This window comes from Cellulomonas sp. P4_D11 (genome assembly GCF_056401915.1).
In genome coordinates this window covers 53,063-74,024 of sequence record NZ_JBFUIK010000014.1, presented here as the reverse complement: position 1 = coordinate 74,024, position 20,962 = coordinate 53,063, and the positions used below count along the sequence as shown (strand labels likewise).

15 protein-coding genes are annotated in these 20,962 nt (G+C 70.0%); 11 read left to right on the top strand and 4 right to left on the bottom strand.

Going from position 1 to position 20,962, the window contains the following annotated elements; all coding sequences use genetic code 11:
- Positions 1–31: 31 nt before the first annotated feature.
- Positions 32–526, top strand: coding sequence for a DUF3017 domain-containing protein (locus AC1DT4_RS10750; protein ID WP_477089779.1), 495 nt, complete (start codon positions 32–34; stop codon positions 524–526).
- A 60-nt stretch (positions 527–586) separates the two neighbouring features.
- On the opposite strand, the gene AC1DT4_RS10745 is transcribed toward AC1DT4_RS10750, so the two are convergent.
- A complete protein-coding gene (locus AC1DT4_RS10745) occupies positions 587–1,630 on the bottom strand; it encodes an MIP family channel protein (protein ID WP_477089778.1) in 1,044 nt (347 codons plus the stop codon).
- A 283-nt stretch (positions 1,631–1,913) separates the two neighbouring features.
- Between AC1DT4_RS10745 and AC1DT4_RS10740 the strand changes: the two genes are divergently transcribed.
- From AC1DT4_RS10740 to AC1DT4_RS10695, 10 genes are all read left to right on the top strand, one after another.
- A complete protein-coding gene (locus tag AC1DT4_RS10740; protein ID WP_477089777.1) occupies positions 1,914–3,131 on the top strand; it encodes an NADP-dependent isocitrate dehydrogenase in 1,218 nt (405 codons plus the stop codon).
- Positions 3,132–3,247: 116 nt separating this feature from the next.
- On the top strand, positions 3,248–4,237 hold the full coding sequence (locus AC1DT4_RS10735; protein WP_477089776.1) for a malate dehydrogenase: 990 nt from the start codon (positions 3,248–3,250) through the stop codon (positions 4,235–4,237).
- Between the two features lie 2 nt (positions 4,238–4,239).
- Entirely contained in the window at positions 4,240–4,626 is a 387-nt protein-coding gene (locus AC1DT4_RS10730; RefSeq protein WP_477089775.1) for a hypothetical protein, read from the top strand.
- Between the two features lies 1 nt (position 4,627).
- Positions 4,628–4,894: a DUF167 domain-containing protein gene (locus AC1DT4_RS10725; RefSeq protein WP_477089774.1), complete on the top strand. Its 267-nt coding sequence runs from the start codon at positions 4,628–4,630 to the stop codon at positions 4,892–4,894.
- A 239-nt stretch (positions 4,895–5,133) separates the two neighbouring features.
- On the top strand, positions 5,134–10,962 hold the full coding sequence (gene pulA, locus AC1DT4_RS10720) for a pullulanase-type alpha-1,6-glucosidase (RefSeq protein WP_477089773.1): 5,829 nt from the start codon (positions 5,134–5,136) through the stop codon (positions 10,960–10,962).
- A 356-nt stretch (positions 10,963–11,318) separates the two neighbouring features.
- A complete protein-coding gene (gene chvE, locus AC1DT4_RS10715) occupies positions 11,319–12,464 on the top strand; it encodes a multiple monosaccharide ABC transporter substrate-binding protein (RefSeq protein WP_477089772.1) in 1,146 nt (381 codons plus the stop codon).
- Positions 12,465–12,609: 145 nt separating this feature from the next.
- Complete coding sequence (mmsA, locus tag AC1DT4_RS10710; RefSeq protein WP_477089837.1) at positions 12,610–14,127, top strand: multiple monosaccharide ABC transporter ATP-binding protein; 1,518 nt, start codon at positions 12,610–12,612, stop codon at positions 14,125–14,127.
- Entirely contained in the window at positions 14,124–15,305 is a 1,182-nt protein-coding gene (gene mmsB / locus AC1DT4_RS10705) for a multiple monosaccharide ABC transporter permease (protein ID WP_477089771.1), read from the top strand. Before mmsA ends, mmsB begins: the two co-directional genes overlap by 4 nt.
- A 55-nt stretch (positions 15,306–15,360) precedes the next feature.
- A complete protein-coding gene (locus AC1DT4_RS10700; protein ID WP_477089836.1) occupies positions 15,361–16,557 on the top strand; it encodes an ROK family transcriptional regulator in 1,197 nt (398 codons plus the stop codon).
- Between the two features lie 59 nt (positions 16,558–16,616).
- On the top strand, positions 16,617–17,399 hold the full coding sequence (locus tag AC1DT4_RS10695) for an ATP-binding cassette domain-containing protein (RefSeq protein ID WP_477089770.1): 783 nt from the start codon (positions 16,617–16,619) through the stop codon (positions 17,397–17,399).
- Positions 17,400–17,512: 113 nt separating this feature from the next.
- Here the strand turns inward: AC1DT4_RS10695 and AC1DT4_RS10690 are convergent, their stop codons facing one another.
- The 3 genes from AC1DT4_RS10690 to AC1DT4_RS10680 form a co-directional block, all read right to left on the bottom strand.
- A complete protein-coding gene (locus AC1DT4_RS10690; RefSeq protein WP_477089769.1) occupies positions 17,513–18,409 on the bottom strand; it encodes a carbohydrate ABC transporter permease in 897 nt (298 codons plus the stop codon).
- Complete coding sequence (locus AC1DT4_RS10685; protein WP_477089768.1) at positions 18,409–19,311, bottom strand: carbohydrate ABC transporter permease; 903 nt, start codon at positions 19,309–19,311, stop codon at positions 18,409–18,411. Before AC1DT4_RS10685 ends, AC1DT4_RS10690 begins: the two co-directional genes overlap by 1 nt.
- Before the next feature lie 122 nt (positions 19,312–19,433).
- Positions 19,434–20,732, bottom strand: coding sequence for an ABC transporter substrate-binding protein (locus tag AC1DT4_RS10680; protein WP_477089767.1), 1,299 nt, complete (start codon positions 20,730–20,732; stop codon positions 19,434–19,436).
- Positions 20,733–20,962 lie beyond the last annotated feature (230 nt).

Genomic DNA, 20,962 nt, shown 5'->3' with positions numbered 1-20,962 from the left:
ACGGTAGTCTCCCCGTTGGAGGCTGGGACGGATGGTGGAGGAGAGAGTGAGCGGGGGAGCCGGGGTGCGCCGTGCGGGTTCCGCTCACCCCGACGCCGTCGACGCCCGCCCGGTGCCGGCCGCTCCCGAGCCCGACCTGGTGACTCCGCCCCCGGCGCCGGAGGCTGCGCCCGCGGCCCCGCCGGCCGAGCCCGTGCCGACGCTGACGGGCCCGATCCCCGTCGAGCAGGCGCCCCTTGACCCCCGCGCCATCGCGCGCGCCTCGCTCGCTGCGTCGCGGAACGCGTCGTTGTGGTGGACCAGCTCGGGCATCGTCGTCGCGACCGTCGTGGCGCTCGTCGTCGGCACCCGCGCCGGCGCGTTCGTGCTGGCCGCCGTTGCCCTCGCCTGCGCCGTGGTGCGCGCGGTGCTGCCGTCCCCGGGGCCGGTGGCGCTCTCGGTGCGGGCCAAGGTCATCGACGTCGGCGTGCTCGTGCTGCTGGGAGTCGGGCTCGCCCTCCTCGCGCAGATCCTGCCCTCGGGCTGACCGGACGCACGAAGGCCCGGGACCGCAGCGGTCCCGGGCCTTCGTCGCGTCAGGAGACGGTCAGCGCTCCGTCACGACGAGGACGTCGTCGGTCGTCACGTAGGCGTCGTCCTCCTCGAGCAGGTTGTCCTCGGCCGGCTCGGCCGCGAACGCGCGGTAGACCAGGCCGGCCAGCGCGGCACCGACCAGCGGGGCCACCCAGAACAGCCAGAGCTGGCTCAGGGCCCAGCTCTCGGAGAAGATGGCCGTCGCGGTCGAGCGCGCCGGGTTGAGCGACGCGTTGGTCACCGGCAGGGCGACGAGGATCAGCACGGCGAGCACCAGGCCGATGGCGAACGGCGCCTGCTTGTTGGCCGAGCGACGGTCGGTGGCGCCGAGGATGACGCCGACGAACACGGCGGTCACGATGATCTCGACCAGCAGGGCGATGACCAGCGAGAACTCGACCTGGCCGGACGAGAGCTTGGACAGCGGCGAGTGGGCCGCGTACCCGTTGGAGACGCCCGAGAAGAACGACTTGGTCGTGGCGCTGCCGCTGGTGTCGAGCAGGGCGGGCAGCTTCGACGGGACCGTGATGAACAGGATCGCCGCGGCGAGGATGCCGCCGACCAGCTGGGCGAGCCAGTAGGGCAGGACGTCCCGCCACGCCGTGCGGCCACCGATGGCGGCTCCGAGCGTGACGGCGGGGTTGAAGTGGCCGCCCGAGATGTGGCCGACGGCGATGATGCCGGCGAGGACCGCGATGCCGAAGCCGAGCGCCACGGCGAGCGTGCCGCCGACGCCGCTGAAGCTCGAGTACAGGGCGATGCCGACGCCCACCAGCACGAGGGCGAAGGTGCCGAACGCCTCGGCGCCCAGCCGCGCGACCAGGCTGGAGCCCGTGACGACGACGGTCCCGGCCGGGACGACGTAGGCGTCGAGCTCCTCGACGACGACGTCCTCGTCGTCGGTCTCGACCTCGGGCTCGGGGGTGGTCGCGGCCGGCGTGACCGGCGCGTCGGCTGCCGCGGCGGCCGTGGCCTCCTCGGGCTCGGGCGTGCCGGCGACCTTGGTCTCGTCGGGCTCCGGGGAGCCGGCGGCCTTGTCGGGGGTGTCCTGTGACATGTCGATCCTGTCGTGAGTAACCGTCGGTGGAAGGGCTGGTGCGCGCGGAGCCTGCCACGTCCCGCTGTGCGGTCGTGACGACGCGGAGTTCGGCGCCATGCCCCTGGTGGTGCCAGCATGCCAGTACCGGTGCGATCGGTCACGGTGCGCGCCGGTGGACGGACCGACCCGGCCTCGGCTGCCGCAGATCTCTCGACGTCGAGTAATCTTGTCGCCGGACCCGCGCCGGCACCCGTTCCCCCGTGCCGTGCCCCCACCCGTCCCCAGCACAGGAGATTCCCGCATGGCGAAGATCAAGGTTGTCGGCCCGGTCGTCGAGCTCGACGGCGACGAGATGACGCGCATCATCTGGCAGTTCATCAAGGACCGCCTGATCCACCCGTACCTCGACATCGACCTGCGCTACTACGACCTGTCGATCCAGAACCGCGACGCCACCGACGACCAGGTGACCATCGACGCGGCGAACGCCATCAAGGAGCACGGCGTCGGCGTCAAGTGCGCGACGATCACGCCCGACGAGGCGCGCGTCGAGGAGTTCGGCCTGAAGAAGATGTGGGTGTCGCCCAACGGCACGATCCGCAACATCCTCGGCGGCGTCGTCTTCCGTGAGCCGATCATCATCTCCAACATCCCGCGCCTGGTGCCGGGCTGGAACAAGCCGATCATCATCGGCCGTCACGCCTTCGGCGACCAGTACCGCGCGACGAACTTCAAGGTCCCCGGCGCGGGCACGCTGACCATGACGTACACGCCCGCGGACGGCTCCGAGCCGATCACGCAGCAGGTCGTCACGTACCCCGACGGCGGCGGCGTGGCCATGGGCATGTACAACTTCAACGACTCGATCCGCGACTTCGCGCGCGCGTCGTTCGCGTACGGCCTGCAGCGCGGCTACCCGGTCTACCTGTCGACCAAGAACACGATCCTCAAGGCCTACGACGGCTCGTTCAAGGACATCTTCCAGGAGGTGTTCGACGCCGAGTACGCCGCCGACTTCGCGGCCGCCGGCCTGACCTACGAGCACCGCCTCATCGACGACATGGTCGCCGCGGCCATGAAGTGGGAGGGCGGCTACGTCTGGGCCTGCAAGAACTACGACGGCGACGTGCAGTCCGACACCGTGGCGCAGGGCTTCGGCTCGCTGGGCCTCATGACGTCCGTGCTGATGACCCCGGACGGCAAGACCGTCGAGGCCGAGGCCGCGCACGGCACGGTCACACGGCACTACCGCCAGCACCAGGCCGGCAAGCCGACGTCGACCAACCCGATCGCGTCGATCTTCGCGTGGACCGGCGGCCTCAAGCACCGCGGCAAGCTGGACAGCACGCCCGAGGTCACGCAGTTCGCGGAGACCCTCGAGCAGGTCGTCGTCGAGACCGTCGAGTCCGGCGCCATGACCAAGGACCTCGCGTCGCTGGTCGGCCCGGACCAGGCGTGGCAGACGACCGAGGAGTTCCTCGCGACGCTCGACGCCAACCTGGCGGCCAAGCTCGCCTGAGCACCCGCCTCGTCAGTACAGGTGACGGCGCCCGTCCTCTTCTGAGGGTGGGCGCCGTCGGTCGTCCGCGGGGTAGCGTGAGGGCGCCGCCGTCGTCGATCGAAGGAGCCCGTTCCGTGGCCAGCTCGCCCGTCACCGTGACCGTCACCGGAGCCGCCGGGCAGATCGGCTACGCGCTGCTCTTCCGGATCGCGTCCGGGCAGCTGCTCGGCCCCGACACCCCGGTCCGACTGCGTCTGCTCGAGATCCCGCAGGCGGTCAAGGCGGCCGAGGGCACCGCGATGGAGCTGGACGACTGCGCGTTCACCACGCTGGACAGCGTCGAGATCTACGACGACCCGACGGCGGCGTTCGACGGGGTCAACGTGGCCCTGCTCGTCGGCGCCCGCCCCCGCACGGCGGGCATGGAGCGCGGCGACCTGCTGTCCGCCAACGGCGGCATCTTCAAGCCGCAGGGCCAGGCCATCAACGCGGGTGCCGCCGAGGACGTCCGCGTCCTCGTCGTCGGCAACCCGGCCAACACGAACGCGTTCATCGCGTCGTCCCACGCGCCCGACGTGCCGGCGCACCGCTTCACCGCCATGACGCGGCTGGACCACAACCGGGCGGTCTCGCAGCTGGCGACGAAGACCGGGTCGGCGGTCGCCGACATCGCGCGGCTGACCATCTGGGGCAACCACTCCGCCACCCAGTACCCGGACCTCTCGCACGCGACGGTCGGCGGGCGGCCGGCGCTCGAGGTCGTGGGCGACGACGCCTGGGTCCGCGACACGTTCATCCCGACCGTGGCCAAGCGCGGCGCGGCGATCATCGAGGCGCGCGGGGCGTCGTCCGCGGCCTCCGCGGCCAACGCCGCCATCGACCACGTGTACTCCTGGGTGCACGGCACGCCCGACGGCGACTGGACGTCGGCCGGCATCGTCTCGGACGGCTCGTACGGCGTCCCGGCGGGGCTCATCTCGTCGTTCCCGGTGACGTCGAGCGGCGGCGAGTGGGAGATCGTGCCCGACCTGGAGATCGACGAGTTCTCCCGTGGCCGCATCGATGCGTCCGTGGCCGAGCTGGTCGAGGAGCGGGACGCGGTCCGGGCGCTCGGCCTGATCTGACGGTGTGGGCCGAGGAGGTCAGGGTCCCGCGCCCGGGGACCGGCCTCGGCGCGTTCCTCGGCTGGGTGCTGCTCGGCGCGGGCATCGGCTTCGGGTTCGGCGCCGTGCTGGTGGCCGGGCTCGTGGTGGCGCTCGCGCTGCTGGCGGTGGCCGGCGTGCTCGTCGTGCGGCAGGGGCTGCGGCCGGCCCAGCTCGGGCTGGTCGCCGGCCTCGGCGCGCTGCCTTTGACGATCGCGTGGCTGAACCGGCACGGGCCCGGGCACTACTGCAGCAGCACGGCCTCCGGGACCGCGTGCGTCGCGCAGTGGAGCCCGTGGCCCTTCGCCCTGGTCGGGGTCGCGCTGGTGGTCGTCGGCGTGGCCCTGTTCGTGCGCACCCGGCGGGCGTGAGGTGCGCGTCGCGATCCGGGTGCGGCCCGGGGCGTCGCGCACCGCTGTCGGCGGCGTGCACGCGGACCGGCTCGTGGTGGCGGTGAGCGCCCGGGCCGTCGACGGGGCCGCGACGCAGGCGGCGCTGGAGGCGCTCGCGGCAGCCCTCGGGGTCCGGCCGCGGCACGTCACCCTGGTGTCCGGCGCGACCAGCCGCGACAAGCTCGTGGAGGTCGACGGCGACGAGCCGTCGGTCGCGGCGCGCCTCGAGCAGCTCCGGGCGACCTAGAAGCGGCCGGTCGTCCGGCTCGCGTGAAGAGTTCGTCTCGCCAGGCGCGACTAAGTCTTCACGCGAGCCGGCGGTCACGTGCTGGTCCGCCTTGCTGAGGTCCGGACGGGTGCGGTCGACGTCCGTTCCATCCGATGACTGCAAGTTTGACCGAATCTCTTGCTGCAAGTTGCTGCAAACCGATACGGTCGGCGACACCTGCCCCGCACATCGACGTGCGGGGAGACGAAGGAGTCGCCATGTCGCCCGCCGACGCCCCCGTCCGTCATCCCTCCCGCGTCCTCGCCGCACTGACCGCGCTCGCGGTCGCGGGCGTCGGGCTCGTCGCCGCGCTCGGAACCCCCGCGGCCGCGGCCGACCGCACGGCGGCCCTCGTCGGCAGCCTGCAGTCCGAGCTGGGCTGCCCGGGCGACTGGCAGCCCGACTGTGCGCAGACGGAGCTGGCCCCGACGTCCACGCCCGGCGTGTACTCCGCCGACTTCACCGTCCCGGCGGGGTCGTTCGAGTACAAGGTCGCGATCAACGACACCTGGGACGAGGCCTACGGCAAGAACGGCGGCGCGGACAACATCCCGCTGGTCGTCGCCGGCCCCTCGAGCCTGCGGTTCACCTACGACGACACCACGCACCGGATCGCGCTGACCCCGCTGGACCTGGGCGCGGGCTACACGCCGGCGGACGACGCGCTCGTCGCGACACCCGTGCGCGACCCGGGCGCCGACCAGCAGTTCTACTTCGTCATGACGGACCGGTTCGCCGACGGCGACGCCTCGAACGACACGGGCGGGCTCACCGGCGACCGGCTGACCACGGGCTTCGACCCGACCGACAAGGGCTTCTACGAGGGCGGTGACCTGGCCGGCCTGCACAGCAAGCTCGACTACATCCAGGGCCTGGGCACCACGGCGATCTGGCTGACCCCCTCGTTCAAGAACAAGCCGGTCCAGGGCGTCGGCGCGGACGCGTCCGCCGGCTACCACGGGTACTGGATCACCGACTTCACGCAGATCGACCCGCACCTGGGCACCAACGCGGAGCTGGAGGCGCTGATCGCCGACGCCCACGCGCGCGGCATCAAGGTCTACTTCGACATCATCACCAACCACACGGCCGACGTGATCTCGTACGCCGAGAACCAGTACTCGTACATCGACCAGGCGACGAAGCCGTACAAGGACGCGAACGGCACCGCCTTCGACCCGGCCACGTACGCGGGCACCGACACATTCCCGACCATGGACCCGGCGACGAGCTTCCCGTACACGCCGGTCGTGGCCCCCGCGGACGCGAACGTCAAGGTCCCGGCCTGGCTGAACGACCCGACGCTCTACCACAACCGCGGAGACTCGACCTATGAGGGGGAGTCGACGACGTACGGCGACTTCTCCGGCCTGGACGACCTCATGACCGAGAACCCGGCGGTCGTGAACGGCTTCGTGGACGTCTACGACCAGTGGGTCGACCTCGGCGTCGACGGCTTCCGCATCGACACCGCCAAGCACGTCAACTTCGAGTTCTGGCAGAAGTTCACGACCGCGGTCCGGGCCCACGCGGCCTCCGTCGGCAACCCCGACTTCTTCATGTTCGGCGAGGTGTACGCCGCCGACCCGGCCGTGCTGTCCCCGTACCTGCGCGACAGCGACATGAACGGGGTGCTCGACTTCACGTTCCAGTCGGCGGCCAGCAGCTACGCGAGCGGCTCGTCGTCCGCCAGCACGTTGAAGAACCTCTATGCGGGCGATGACCGCTACACGACGCCGACGACGAATGCGCAGGCGCTGCCCACGTTCCTCGGCAACCACGACATGGGCCGCATCGGGTACTTCGTGCGGAACGCCGCCAGCCCCGAGCAGCGCTCGGAGCTGGCGCACTCCCTGATGTACCTCACCCGCGGGCAGCCGGTCGTCTACTACGGCGACGAGCAGGGATTCGTCGGCAACGGCACGCTCGAGGGGAAGGACAAGGACGCGCGCCAGTCGATGTTCGCCACGCAGGTGCCCGAGTACGCGGACCAGAACCTGCTCGACGGCACGACCGCCGGCTCGGTGGACCGCTACGACACCGACTCGGTGCTGTACGACCACATCGCGGAGCTGTCCGCCCTCCGCCGCAGCTCGCGGGCACTCCAGGACGGTGCACAGATCGAGCGGTACGCCAGCGGCGCGGTCTACGCGTTCTCCCGCGTCGACGCCACGGAGAAGATCGAGCACCTCGTCGCGACGAACAACGGCACGTCCCCCGCGACGGTCACCATCGACACGCTCACGCCCGGCGCGACGTTCGCCCCGCTGTACGGGACGGACACCAGCGTGACGGCGGCGGCCGACGGCACCGTCTCCGTGACCATCCCCGCCCTGAGCGCCATCGTGCTGAAGGCCGGGACCACGGTCGTCGCGCCCGCCACCGCGGGCCCGATCAGCGTCACGGTCCCCACCGCGGGCGCCGGGCTCTCGGGCACGGCACCCGTGGGCGCCACAGTCGCCAAGGACGTCTGGAGCCAGACGTCGTTCGCGTACCGCGTGCTCGGCGACAGCACCTGGACGCCGTTGGGCACGTCCGAGTCGACGTCGCCTCGCGTGTTCCACACGGTGACCGGACTGCCCGACGGGGCCGTGGTCGAGTACCGCGCCGTCACCGTGGACGCCGCCGGTCACCGGTCGGCGGCGTCGACCTTCGCGGGTGTCGGCGGGGCGATCGACGGCGTCGTGCCGGTGACCACGCCCGATCCTCCGACGTCCGTGTCCGTGCCCGGCAGCCACAACAGCGAGCTGGGTTGCGCCGGCGACTGGGCGCCGGCGTGCGACGCGATCGCGCTGGCTCCCCGGAGCAACGACGGCGTCTGGTCCGGCACGTTCACGCTGCCCGCGGGCACCTACGAGTACAAGGTCGCCATCAACGGCAGCTGGGACGAGAACTACGGCGCCGGTGGTGTGCTCAACGGCGGAAATGCCACGTTCACCCTGGCCGCCGACGGCCCGGTGACGTTCTACTACGACCCGGTGTCCCACTGGTTCACCTCGAGCGCGCAGGGTCCGATCCTCACGGTGCCGGGCTCCGACAACAGCGAGCTGGGCTGCCCGGGCGACTGGCAGCCGGACTGCATGAGGAGCTGGCTGCAGGACCCGGACGGCGACGGGACGTACACGTTCGACGCCGACCTGCCCGCGGGCACCTACGAGGTCAAGGTGGCGCACAACCTGAGCTGGGACGAGAACTACGGCGCCGGCGGCGCTCCCGGCGGGGCGAACATCTCGTTCACGTCGACGGGCGAGGAGCCCGTGGTGTTCTCGTACGTGCTGGCGACGCACGTCCTCACCGTCGGCGCCCCGGGACTCCCGGGAGTCGGGGAGGAGCAGGCCCAGTGGATCGACCGCGACACCATCGCGTGGCCGGCCGCCTGGGCCACGGACCCGACGGCGTCGACGTTCACGCTCCACGCGTCGCCGACCGGCGGGATGTCGATCACGGACGGGGTCCTTGCCGGCGACGACGGCGTCCCCGTGCCGCTGACCTACGACCCGGCGGGCCTCACGGCGGCGCAGCTCGCGAGGTTCCCGGCGCTCGCCACCGGGTACGTCGCGCTGCGCCTCGAGGACTACGCCAAGGCGCCGGCACTCCTGCGCGGCGCACTGCTGGTGACCCAGGCCGCGGCCGACGGCACCTACGAGGCGGCGACCGGCGTGCAGATCCCGGGCGTGCTCGACGACCTGTACGCGGCCAAGGCCGGCAAGCGGGCGCTCGGCGCGACCTGGAGCAAGGGCGTCCCGTCCCTGGCCGTGTGGGCCCCGACGGCCCAGAAGGTCGACCTTCTGGTGTGGCCCGGGAACGCGTCGACCGAGCAGCGCGTGACCGCCACCCGTCAGCCGGACGGCTCGTGGACGGTCGCCGGCAAGAAGTCGTGGACCGGCGCGAGGTACCTCTGGGAGGTCACCGTGTACGCGCCGACCACCGACAAGGTCGAGGTCAACAGGGTCACCGACCCGTACTCGGTGGCGCTGACCGTCAACTCGACGCACTCGGTGCTGGTCGACCTCGCCGACAAGGCGTTCCGGCCGAGCCAGTGGGAGAAGGCGAAGCAGCCGGTCGTCCGACCCGTGGACCAGACGATCTACGAGCTGCACGTCCGTGACTTCTCGATCAACGACCCGACGGTGCCGGCCGCCAAGCGCGGCACGTACCTCGCGTTCGCGACCAACGGAGCCGGGCGCACGCACCTGCGCGAGCTGGAGAAGGCGGGCCTGACGACCGTCCACCTGCTCCCGACCTTCGACATCGCGTCGATCCAGGAGGACAGGTCGCTGCAAGAGACCCCGGACTGCGACCTCGCGTCGTACGCGCCGGACTCGCAGGAGCAGCAGGCGTGCGTGACGGCCGTGGCCGACGCGGACGGCTTCAACTGGGGCTACGACCCGCTGCACTGGTCCGCACCCGAGGGCTCGTACGCCGTGAACCCGCAGGGCGGGGCGCGCGTCGCCGAGTTCCGCACGATGGTCGGCGCTCTGCACTCGGACGGACTGCAGGTCGTGCTCGACCAGGTGTTCAACCACACCACGGCCAGCGGGCAGTCGCCGCAGTCGATCCTGGACCGCGTGGTGCCCGGCTACTACCAGCGGCTCAGCACGACGGGTTCGGTCGAGACCTCGACCTGCTGCCAGAACGTCGCGACCGAGCACCTCATGGCGCAGAAGGCCATGGTCGACTCCGTGGTCACGTGGGCCCGCGACTACAAGGTCGACGGCTTCCGGTTCGACCTCATGGGGCACCACTCGGTGGACACCATGGAGGCGGTGCGGGCAGGACTCGACAAGCTGACGCCGAAGAAGGACGGGGTCGACGGGAAGAAGGTCTATCTCTACGGCGAGGGCTGGAACTTCGGTGAGGTGGCGAACAACGCGCTGTTCACCCAGGCCACGCAGGGCCAGCTGGGCGGCACGGGCATCGGCACCTTCTCCGACCGGCTGCGCGACGCCGTGCGTGGTGGGGGACCGTTCGACGAGAACCCGCACATCCAGGGCTTCGGCTCGGGCGGGGGCACCGACCCGAACGGCGATCCCATCAACGGCTCGGACGCCGACCAGCTGGCGAGGGCGGCACACGACGGCGACCTGGTCCGCCTCGGCATGGCGGGCAACCTGCGCGACTACGCGTTCGAGACGAGCGCGGGGACCGTGCAGAAGGGCTCCGAGATCGACTACAACGGCCAGCCCGCCGGGTACGCCGACTCCCCGGAGGAGGTCATCACCTACGTCGACGCCCACGACAACGAGACGCTGTGGGACTCGCTCACGTACAAGCTGCCCACGGACACCCCGATGGCGGACCGCGTGCGCATGAACACCGTCTCGCTGGCGACGACGGCCCTCGCCCAGACCCCGTCGTTCTGGCACGCGGGCGCCGACCTGCTGCGCAGCAAGTCGCTCGACCGCAACAGCTACAACTCGGGGGACTGGTTCAACAGCCTCGACCTGTCCGGGCAGGACAACGGCTTCGGCCGCGGTCTGCCGCCGAAGGCCGACAACGAGGCCAAGTGGCCGTTCCAGCAGCCGCTGCTGGCCGACCCGGCGCTCAAGCCGACGCCGGCCGACATCGCGACGGCGTCGCGGGGTGCCGACGACCTGCTCCGGCTCCGGTTCTCGACGCCGCTCTTCCGGCTCGGCTCGGCGTCGCTGATCGAGCAGAAGGTCGGCTTCCCGGGCTCCGGTCCCGACGCCGACCCGGGCGTGGTCGTCATGACGATCGACGACGCCCCCGGCTGGGACGCGACGACGAAGACGTGGGCGAAGGACGTCGACAAGAAGCTGGACGGAGTCCTGGTGGTGGTCAACGCGTCCGACGAGGCGACCACGCAGACCGTGGCCTCCCTCAGCGGGCACCGGCTGACGCTCTCCTCGGTCCAGGCGCAGGGCAGCGACCCCGTCGTCAAGGGCACCACGTGGGACAAGGCCACCGGCACGGTGACCGTCCCGCCGCGCACCGTCGCCGTCCTGGTGGAGAAGGCGTCCGCCGGTCACGGGCACGGCGGCTGGTGGCACTCGTTCGAGGGCTGGTGGAGGACGCACATCGGGTGACGCCGGGCTCCCGCTGAGCACGGACGAGGGGTCCGCGACCGACGGTCGCGGGCCCCTCGTCACCTGTCTCGAGCCAGACACTGGGTTCGTGATGCGAAGTCAAAGGTCGAGGATTCGCGCTCAGCGTGCCCTGTTAGCGATCACATCGTGATGAGTTCGTAATGCCAGCACGCTCCCCGCTCGGTTGACTTCGAGAAACGAATCGAAGACAGTGGGGCCGCTGCATCCGACGGAGTACCGCCGGGGGGTGCAGCCGGGACACCGGACAGGGAGCGCAGACGCTGCCCTGGCCGACGAACCCGAGCACTCCCAGGCCCGAGTCACCGGGCCTCTCAACGACGAGAAGGAGCACAACAATGCGACGGATCACGATTGCGGCGGCGGGTGCGGTCCTCGCGCTCGGCCTGGCTGCGTGCTCGGGAAGCGGAGCCGGGAGCACCGACGGGGCGTCCGACGGCGCGACCAAGGACCCGAGCGACCTCACGGTCGGCGTCGCGATGCCGACGCAGACGTCCGAGCGCTGGATCGCGGACGGCAAGGCCGTCAAGGAGGGCCTCGAGAAGGCCGGGTACAAGGTCGACCTGCAGTACGCCGGCGACGACATCCCGACCCAGCAGGAACAGATCGACCAGATGATCACCAAGGGCGCCGACCTGCTGATCCTCGCCTCGATCGACGGCACCGCCCTGGCCACGCAGCTCCAGGCCGCGGCCGACGCGAACATCCCGGTCATCGCATACGACCGCCTGATCCGCGACAGCGAGAACGTCGACTTCTACGTGACGTTCGACAACTACAAGGTCGGCGTCCAGCAGGCGACCTCGCTGCTCACCGGCCTGGGCATCCTCAAGGAGGACGGCTCCAAGGGTGACGCGGCGGGTCCGTTCAACATCGAGCTCTTCGCGGGCTCGCTGGACGACAACAACGCGCACTTCTTCTACCAGGGCGCGATGGACACCCTGAAGGAGTACATCGACAACGGCACGCTCGTCGTGAAGTCGGGCCAGACCGACATCGAGCAGACCGCCACGCTCCGCTGGCTGCAGGAGACCGCGCAGAAGCGCATGGAGAACCTGCTCACGTCGACCTACTCGGACGGCAGCAAGGTCCAGGGCGTCCTGTCGCCGTACGACGGCCTGTCGCGCGGCATCATCACCGCGCTGCAGAACGCGGGCTACGGCCCGACGATGGCCGAGGGCCTGCCGATCGTCACCGGTCAGGACGCGGAGATCGCGTCGGTCAAGCTGATCAACGACGACGTGCAGTACTCGACGATCTTCAAGGACACGCGCAAGCTCGCCGACCAGGCCGTCATCTCCGCGCAGGACTTCCTCGCGGGCAACGAGCCCGAGGCGAACGACACCAAGACGTACGACAACGGCGTCAAGGTCGTCCCGTCCTACCTGCTCGACTCGGACGTCGTCGTCAAGGCCGGCATCCAGAAGCTGCTGATCGACTCGGGCTACTGGACCGCCGACCAGGTGGCCAGCGGCCAGGCGTGATCCGCCCGTCCTGACCTGCCGTCCGGCCGGCGCCCCCTCGGGGAGCGCCGGCCGGACGGTGAGGTCGATCCCATCAGCGGAGGGCCCCTGGTCGGTGCCCTGTACGACGAAGGACGGTGGCCGCGTGGCCAACCCCATTCTCGAGATGCAAGCCATCACCAAGACCTTCCCCGGCGTCAAGGCACTGCAGGACGTGTCGATGTCCGTCGAGCGTGGCGAGATCCACGCGATCTGCGGCGAGAACGGTGCCGGGAAGTCGACCCTCATGAAGGTGCTGTCGGGCGTGTACCCGCACGGCACCTACGAGGGATCGATCCTCTTCGAGGGCGAAGAGGTGCAGTTCGGGTCGATCAACGACTCCGAGGCCAAGGGCATCGTGATCATCCACCAGGAGCTCGCGCTGGTCCCGTACCTCTCGGTCGCGGAGAACATCTTCCTGGGCAACGAGCGCGTGCACCGCGGCCTGATCGACTGGAACCGCGTCAATTCCGAGGCGGCGGCGCTGCTGGCGCGGGTGGGGCTCGACGAGCTCCCCGTCACGCCGATCGGCCAGCTGGGCGTCGGCAAGCAGCAGCTGGTGGAGATCGCGAAGGCGCTGTCCAAGGAGGTCAAGCTCCTCATCCTCGACGAGCCCACCGCGGCCCTCAACGACAACGACTCCGAGCACCTGCTCGGGCTCCTGCGCCAGCTCAAGGCGCAGGGCATCACGTCGATCATGATCTCGCACAAGCTGAACGAGATCGCCGAGATCGCGGACACCACCACGATCATCCGCGACGGCCGGACCGTCGAGACGCTGAACATGGCGGCCGACGAGGTCACGCAGGAGCGGATCATCCGCGGCATGGTCGGCCGGGATCTCGGCCACCGGTTCCCCCCGCACGACTCCCACGTCGGCGAGGAGGTGCTCCGCGTCGAGGACTGGACCGTGCACCACCCCACCGACCCCGAGCGGATCGTCGTCGACGGCGCCAACCTCACGGTGCGCGCCGGCGAGATCGTCGGGCTCGCCGGGTTGATGGGCGCGGGCCGCACGGAGCTCGCGATGTCGATCTTCGGTCGCTCCTACGGCAGCAACATCACCGGCAACCTGTACCTGCACGGCAAGGAGATCAAGGCGGCCACGGTGAGCGAGGCCATCTCGCACGGCATCGCGTACGCCACCGAGGACCGCAAGCGGTACGGCCTCAACCTCATCGAGGACATCCGCACCAACGTCTCCGCCGCGAACCTCGGGCAGGTCTCCCGCGCCGGCTTCGTGAACGCGAACGAGGAGATCAAGGTCGCGGAGGAGTATCGCCAGAGCATGAACATCAAGGCGCCCACCGTGCTGGCCCTGGCGGGCAAGCTCTCGGGCGGCAACCAGCAGAAGGTCGTGCTGAGCAAGTGGCTCTTCACGGACCCGCAGGTGCTCATCCTCGACGAGCCCACGCGGGGCATCGACGTGGGCGCCAAGTACGAGATCTACACCCTCATCAACCGCCTCGCGGAAGCGGGCAAGGCCGTGCTGGTCATCTCCTCGGAGCTGCCCGAGCTGCTCGGCATCTGCAACCGGATCTACACGCTCTCGGCCGGCCGGATCACCGGCGTGCTGCCGAAGGAGCAGGCGACTCAGGAGAACCTGATGGAGCTCATGACCAAGGAAAGGGACCAGGTCCGATGACCGCCATGGCAGGCCTGAGGGACCTCTTCACGAGGAACCTGCGTCAGAGTGGGATCGTCGTCGCGTTCGTCGTCATCGTGGGGCTGTTCACCATCCTCACCGACGGCGTGCTGCTCTCCCCGGGCAACGTGACCAACATCGTTCTCCAGTACTCCTACATCCTCATCCTCGCCATCGGCATGATGATCGTGATCATCGGCGGGCACATCGACCTGTCGGTCGGGTCGGTGGTCGCCCTCACGGGCGCGGTGTCCGCGGTCATCGTCATCAAGCAGGGCATGCCGTGGTGGGTCGGCGTGCTCGCCGGGCTCGGCGTCGGCGTCCTCGTCGGCTTCTGGCAGGGCTTCTGGGTCGCGTACGTCGGCATCCCGGCGTTCATCGTGACCCTGGCCGGCATGCTGCTGTTCCGCGGCATGACGTTCCGCGTGCTCGACAACGTCTCGCTCTCGCCGTTCCCGGCGGAGTACCAGCGCATCGCCGGCGGCTTCCTCAACGGGTTCCTCGGCGGGCAAGGCATCGACGTCTTCACGCTCGTCATCGCGGCGATCGCCGTGCTCGGCTACGCGGTGAGCCAGGTGCGGACGCGCCAGGGCCGCATCAAGTACCAGCAGGTCGTCGAGTCGATGCCGATCTTCGTCACGAAGCTCGTGCTGGTCGGTCTGGTCAGCATGGCGTTCGCCTACCAGCTCGCGCGGAGCCGCGGCCTGCCGATCGTCCTGATCATCCTGGGCGTCCTGATCATCGCCTACTCGGTCGTCACCACGAAGACCGTGTTCGGGCGCCACGTCTACGCGATCGGCGGGAACCTGTCGGCCGCGCAGCTCTCGGGCGTGAAGGTCAAGCGGGTCAACTTCTGGATCTTCGTCAACATGGGCGTGCTCGCCGCGGTCGCCGGTGTCGTGTACTCGTCGCGGTCCAACAGCGCCCAGCCGGGCGCCGGCAACATGTTCGAGCTCGACGCCATCGCCGCGTGCTTCATCGGCGGCGCGTCGACGACGGGCGGCGTCGGTCGCGTGACGGGCGCCATGGTCGGTGGCTTGATCATGGCCGTCATGAGCAACGGCATGCAGCTCATGGGGATCGACGACTCGGTGCAGCAGATGGTCAAGGGCCTCGTCCTGCTGCTGGCCGTCGCGTTCGACATCTACAACAAGCGCCGCGCGGGGGCGGCGCGCTGAGGTCTCGGGCCGGAGGCGGAGGGCTACGCTCACGGGCGTGAGAGGGCGGCTGATGATGTCGGGCTCTCAGTCGTCCCTCCGTGAGGCCAACCGGGCACTGATCGTCGAGACGGTCCAGCGGCAGGGCGGGCTCACGCAGGTCGAGCTCGCCGGGGCCACCGGCCTGTCGGCCGCGACCGTCTCGACGATCGTCAAGGAGCTGCTCGGGGCCGGCGTCGTCGAGACGCGGAACACCACCCGGAGCGGGCGACGTGCCCAGATGGTCACGATCGCCCACCGGGTGGGGCTCGCGGTCGGCATCCACATCGGCAACCGCCAGCTCCGGGTCGCGCTCGGCGACGTCACCAACGAGGTCGTCGCCGAGCAGACGCTCCCGCTGCCGCACGAGCACCGGGTGGACACCAGCCTCGACCGTGCGGCCCTGCTGGTGGCGGACCTGCTCGAGCGCGTGGGGTCGACGGCCGACGAGGTCGTGGGCATCGGCGTCGGCCTGCCCGCGCCCGTCGACAGCGCCACGGGCATGATCTCCGTGCGCGGCATGATGCGCGGCTGGGACGAGATCCACGTCGCGCACGTCCTCTCCAAGCGGCTCGCGAGCCCCGTGTTCGTCGACAACGACGCGAACCTCGGCGCCCTCGCAGAGAGTGCCCACGGCGCCTCCCGGATCTACCGCGACTCCGTCTACGTGCGCGCGTCCTACGGGACGGGCGCCGGGATCGTCCTCGGCGGCCAGGTGCACCGGGGCTTCGCCGGGACCGCCGGCGAGATCGGCCACATCCAGGTCGACCCCCAGGGCGACATCTGCCGGTGCGGCAGCCGCGGGTGCCTCGACACCGTCGTCGGCGCGGCCGCCCTGCTCGAGCCGCTGCGGTCCAGCCACGGTTCCCTCGCGCTGCGCGACGTCATCCAGCGGGCCATCGAGGGTGACCCCGGCTGTGCGCGCGTGATCGCGGACGCCGGCTCGATCATCGGCGAGGTCGTCTCCGGCCTCGCGATGGCGGTCAACCCGGAGTGCATCGTGGTCGGCGGCGAGCTCGCCGAGACCGGCGAGCTGCTGCTGGGCCCGCTCCGCGAGGCGATCCGGCACCGCGTGCTGCTCAACCAGATCGCCCCGCTCGAGGTGGTGCCCGCCGAGCTCGGGCAGCGCGCCGAGGTCATGGGTGCGCTCGAGCTCGTGCTGCGATCGACCGACTTCGTCGTGCGCGCGGACGAGCAGGCGCGGGACGCGAGCCAGAGGGAGGACGACGATTGACGCGCGAACCGGGCGGGGTTTCACTGCAGGTACGTGCCCAACGAGGAGCAGGTGAGGTCATGAGCGGATCCCCCCGGGTGCCGCTGCTGTCCCTCAGGCAGATCAGCCTGCGGTTCGGCGCCGTCGAGGCACTGGTCGGCGTGGACCTCGACGTGTTCGACCATCAGGTGGTCGCGCTCGTCGGGGACAACGGAGCCGGCAAGTCGACGCTCGCCAAGGTGATCTCCGGCGTGCTGACGCCCGACTCGGGCTTCATCGAGATCGACGGCGAGCCGGTGACCATCCCGTCGCCGTCCGCCGCGCACGCGCTCGGCATCGCGACCGTGTTCCAGGACCTCGCCCTGTGCGGGAACCTCGACGTGACGTCCAACATCTTCCTGGGGCGCGAGCTGACCGACGGTGCGCTCCTCGACGACGGCAAGATGGAGCAGGTGGCCCGGGGGATCCTGCGCGACCTCACCCTGCGCATCCCATCCGTGCGGACGCCGTTGTCCGAGCTCTCCGCGGGGCAGCGCCAGGCCGTGGCGATCGCCCGCACCCTCATCGGCTCCCCGCGCCTCGTCGTGCTCGACGAGCCGACCGCCGCGCTGTCCGTCGCGCAGACCGCCGAGGTGCTCACCTACATCGAGCGCCTGCGCGACCTGGGCCACGGCGTGATCCTCATCAGCCACAACATGAACGACGTGCGCGCCGTGTCCGACCGGATCGTGGTGCTGCGGCACGGCCGCAACAACGGGTCGTTCGACGCCGCCAACGCCACCTACGAGTCCGTGCTCGCCGCGATCACGGGGGCGACCAGCCTGGACAACGCGATGCTGCGCCGGATGAGCGCGCTGCGCTGAACCCGTCTGCGCCCTGAGCCCGGACGCACGAAGGGCCCGCGACAGGTGACTGTCGCGGGCCCTTCGGCCGTGCCGGGTTGCGGAGACCGCGGCAGGTGGTCATGCCAGGGGCATCAGCCCTTGACCGACCCGGACATGAGGCCGCCGATGAAGTACTTGCCGAGGAGCACGTACACCAGCAGCGTGGGCAGCGACGCGAGCAGCGCGCCCGCCATCGAGATGCCGTAGTTGGTGAGCAGAGCACCGTTGGCCAGGTTGTTGAGGGCCAGGGTGACCGGGCCGTTCTGGCTGGACGAGAAGAACACCGCGAACAGGAAGTCGTTCCACGCCGAGGTGAACTGCCAGATCAGGACGACGACGAAGCTGGGCACCGAGATCGGGAGCACGACCGACCAGTAGGTCCGCAGCATGCCCGCGCCGTCCATGCGCGAGGCCTCGACGAGCTCCTCGGGGATGGACATGTAGTAGTTGCGGAAGATCAGCGTCGTGATCGGCAGGCCGTAGATCACGTGCAGGATGATCAGCGACGGGACGCCCGAGGGGATGCCGGCGCCGAGGATGAGCTGCAGGAGCGGGATCATCACGGCCTGGTAGGGGATGAACATCCCGAACAGGATCAGCGTGAAGACGAGGTCCGCACCCCTGAACCGCCAGCGCGCGAGCACGAAGCCGTTCATCGAGCCCAGGAACGACGAGATGATCGCGGCCGGGATCACCATCTCGAAGGTGCGCCACAGGGACGGCGACAGTGCGCTCCACGCGCCCGTCCAGTTCTCCATGGTCCACACCTGCGGCAGGTTCCAGGCACGCGCCGGGGTGGCGTCGCCCTGGCCCTTGAAGCTGGTCACGATGAGCACGTAGACCGGGATCAGGACGATGAGCGTGAAGAAGATCAGCAGCGCGTACTTGGCGGTGCGGCCCTTGGAGAACCGGCTGCGGCCGACGGCCACCGGGGCGGCGGCGGGCGTGCCGAGGGGAGCGGCGAGCTCCGCGGGGGTGACGGTGGTCATCAGTGCTTCTCCGTCCGGTTGAGGTGCACCAGGTACGGGATGATCAGCACGGCGACGATGACCAGCAGGATCGCGCCCACGGCTGCGGCGTTCGAGTAGTCGAAGCTCGACTTGAAGACGTACATGTCGATGGCGGGGACCTTGGTCTGGTAGTTCGCCGGCTTCGAGATCGACATGATCAGGTCGAAGGCCTTGAGCGACATGTGGCCGACGATGATCACGGCGGACAGGGCGACGGGGCTCAGCTGCGGGAAGATCACGTGGCGGTACATCTGCCAGTTGGTGGCGCCGTCGATCTGGGACGCCTCGCGCAGCTCCTCCGGGATGCCCCGGAAGCCGGCGAGGAACAGTGCCATGACGTACCCGGACAGCTGCCAGATGGCGGGGATCGCGATGGCCGCGATGCCGACGTTGACGTTGTTCCACCAGTTGTTCTGGAGGAACGGCAGGCCGATCATCTGGAACAGCCGGTTCAGGCCCGACGCGCTCTCACCCTGGTTGGAGTTCAGCAGCCAGCGCCACACGACGCCCGAGGCGACGAACGAGACCGCCATCGGGAACAGGTAGATGGAGCGGAAGACGCCCTCGAACCGCACGGGCCGGTCGAGGAGCCAGGCCCACAGGAAGCCGAAGAACATCGTGCCGACGAGGAAGACCACCGTGTAGATCACGAGGTTCTTCAGCGAGTGCTGGAACTCGTCGGACGAGAACAGGTTGACGTAGTTCTCGAGGCCGACGAAGCCGACAGGCGCCTTGCCGTTGGCCTGGGCCGAGTTGTGGATGTCCTTCGTCGACGTGTTCGCGTTGACCGCGAGGAGCCCGTAGACGAAGACGCCGAGCAGGATCAAGGTCGGCGAGATGAGCAGGAGGGGAGGCCCCCACTTGCGGATCTGTCGGGGCACGAGTGCCTCCTGTGGTCGTGACGAGCGTTCGGACGGGTCGGGCGGGCCGTGCTGCACGAGGACCCGCCCCGGCCCTGGGTTCACCAGGACCGGGACGGGGCCGGGTCGTGCGGTGGGGCAGGTCAGCCGGCGTTGGCCTCGGCGGCCGCGACCAGGTCGGCCTGGAAGCCGGCGAGGTCGCCACCACCGGTGGTGAACTTGCTGGTGGCGTCCGAGATCGCGTTGGCCCAGGCGGCCGGGGCCGCTGCGCCGTGCGCCAGCGAGGACACGATGGTGTCCTCACCGAAGGACTTCATCGCGGACTGCTGGTACTCCGAGAAGTCCTCGGGCTTGGCGTCCTTGCGGGCCGGGATGGAACCCTTGGCCTTGTTGAACGCGACCTGGCCCTCGAGCGAGCCGATCGTCTGCAGCCACGCCTTGGCGCCCGCGGGGTGCGGGGCGTTGACGGGGAGCGTGAACGAGTCGGCGAGGAAGTCGAAGACGCCGTCGGTGCCGGGGACCGGCATGTAGACGTAGTCGGCCGGAGCCTTCTTGCCGGCCTCCTCGAACGCCGCCACGGCCCAGTCGCCCATGACGTTGAACGCGGCGTTGCCGTCGATGACCTGCTGCGTCGCGTCGGGCCAGTCGAGCCCGTCGCGGTCCTCGTTCGTGTAGCTCATGAGCTTCTCGAAGTCGGAGAGCGCCTTGGTGACGTCATCGCCGGACCAGTCGGTCGACCCGTCCCACAGGCCGCTGTAGCCGTCGGCGCCCAGGTCGGACAGGAGGATGGTCTCGAGCAGGTTGACCTGGGTCCACGTGGTCGCCACCGACAGCGGCGTGCGGCCGGTCTTCTCCTTGACGGCGTCGAGCGCGACGAACCAGTCGTCGATCGTGTCGTACTTCGCGGCCGGGTCCAGGCCCGAGTCCGTGAGGACCTGGGTGTTGGCCCAGACGACGTTCGCGCGGTGGATGTTCGACGGGATCGAGTAGATCTTGCCGTCGACGGTGAGGCGGTCGACCAGGTCGGCCGGGAACGCGTCGCGCAGACCGAACTCGTCGTACAGGCTCGAGACGTCCTCGACCTGGCCGGCGTTGATGTAGTCGGTCAGCTCCGCGCCCGCGTGGGCCTGGAACGTGTCCGGCGGGTCGTTCGCCTGGAGGCGGGTCTGGAGCAGGTCCTTGGCGGCCGAGCCGGCACCACCGGCGACGGCGCCGTTGATGAACTCGACGTCAGGGTGCTGGGTGTCGAACACGCCGACGAGCGCGTCGAGACCGAGCTTCTCGGACCCGCTCGCCCACCAGGTGAAGACCTCGACCTTGTCGCCGGCGCCGCCGGACGAGTCGTCCGAGCTGCCGCCGTCGCCGGAGCTGCACGCCGCGAGCGCGAGGCTGGCGACGGCGAGGCCTGCGGCCATGGCGGTGAACTTGCGTGCGTTACGCATGTGACTCCTACGCCTTCTTTGCCGTGGATAGGGGTGATGACGACCGCGGAGGTGGTTCCCGCGGCCCGGTGTGCTCGCCCGGCAGTGCGGGAGCAGTCCGCCGGGCGATCGGACGGAGGCCCACCAGTGCGCCTCGCCCGATCCGGGTCACATCTCAGCGGCATGGCGGCGTTGAAGTCAAGAAATGAACGCATGAGTCGCCAAATCGTGATCTGGGATTCACCTCCTGC

Bases quoted from the DNA above. Each gene is read 5' to 3' on its own strand.
- AC1DT4_RS10700 (WP_477089836.1), top strand. From the start codon at position 15,361: ATGTCGGGCTCTCAGTCGTCCCTCCGTGAGGCCAACCGGGCACTGATC.
- AC1DT4_RS10695 (WP_477089770.1), top strand. From the start codon at position 16,617: ATGAGCGGATCCCCCCGGGTGCCGCTGCTGTCCCTCAGGCAGATCAGC.
- AC1DT4_RS10750 (WP_477089779.1), top strand. From the start codon at position 32: ATGGTGGAGGAGAGAGTGAGCGGGGGAGCCGGGGTGCGCCGTGCGGGT.
- mmsA (WP_477089837.1), top strand. From the start codon at position 12,610: ATGCAAGCCATCACCAAGACCTTCCCCGGCGTCAAGGCACTGCAGGAC.
- pulA (WP_477089773.1), top strand. From the start codon at position 5,134: ATGTCGCCCGCCGACGCCCCCGTCCGTCATCCCTCCCGCGTCCTCGCC.
- AC1DT4_RS10740 (WP_477089777.1), top strand. From the start codon at position 1,914: ATGGCGAAGATCAAGGTTGTCGGCCCGGTCGTCGAGCTCGACGGCGAC.
- AC1DT4_RS10680 (WP_477089767.1), bottom strand. From the start codon at position 20,732: ATGCGTAACGCACGCAAGTTCACCGCCATGGCCGCAGGCCTCGCCGTC.
- chvE (WP_477089772.1), top strand. From the start codon at position 11,319: ATGCGACGGATCACGATTGCGGCGGCGGGTGCGGTCCTCGCGCTCGGC.
- mmsB (WP_477089771.1), top strand. From the start codon at position 14,124: ATGACCGCCATGGCAGGCCTGAGGGACCTCTTCACGAGGAACCTGCGT.
- AC1DT4_RS10690 (WP_477089769.1), bottom strand. From the start codon at position 18,409: ATGACCACCGTCACCCCCGCGGAGCTCGCCGCTCCCCTCGGCACGCCC.
- AC1DT4_RS10745 (WP_477089778.1), bottom strand. From the start codon at position 1,630: ATGTCACAGGACACCCCCGACAAGGCCGCCGGCTCCCCGGAGCCCGAC.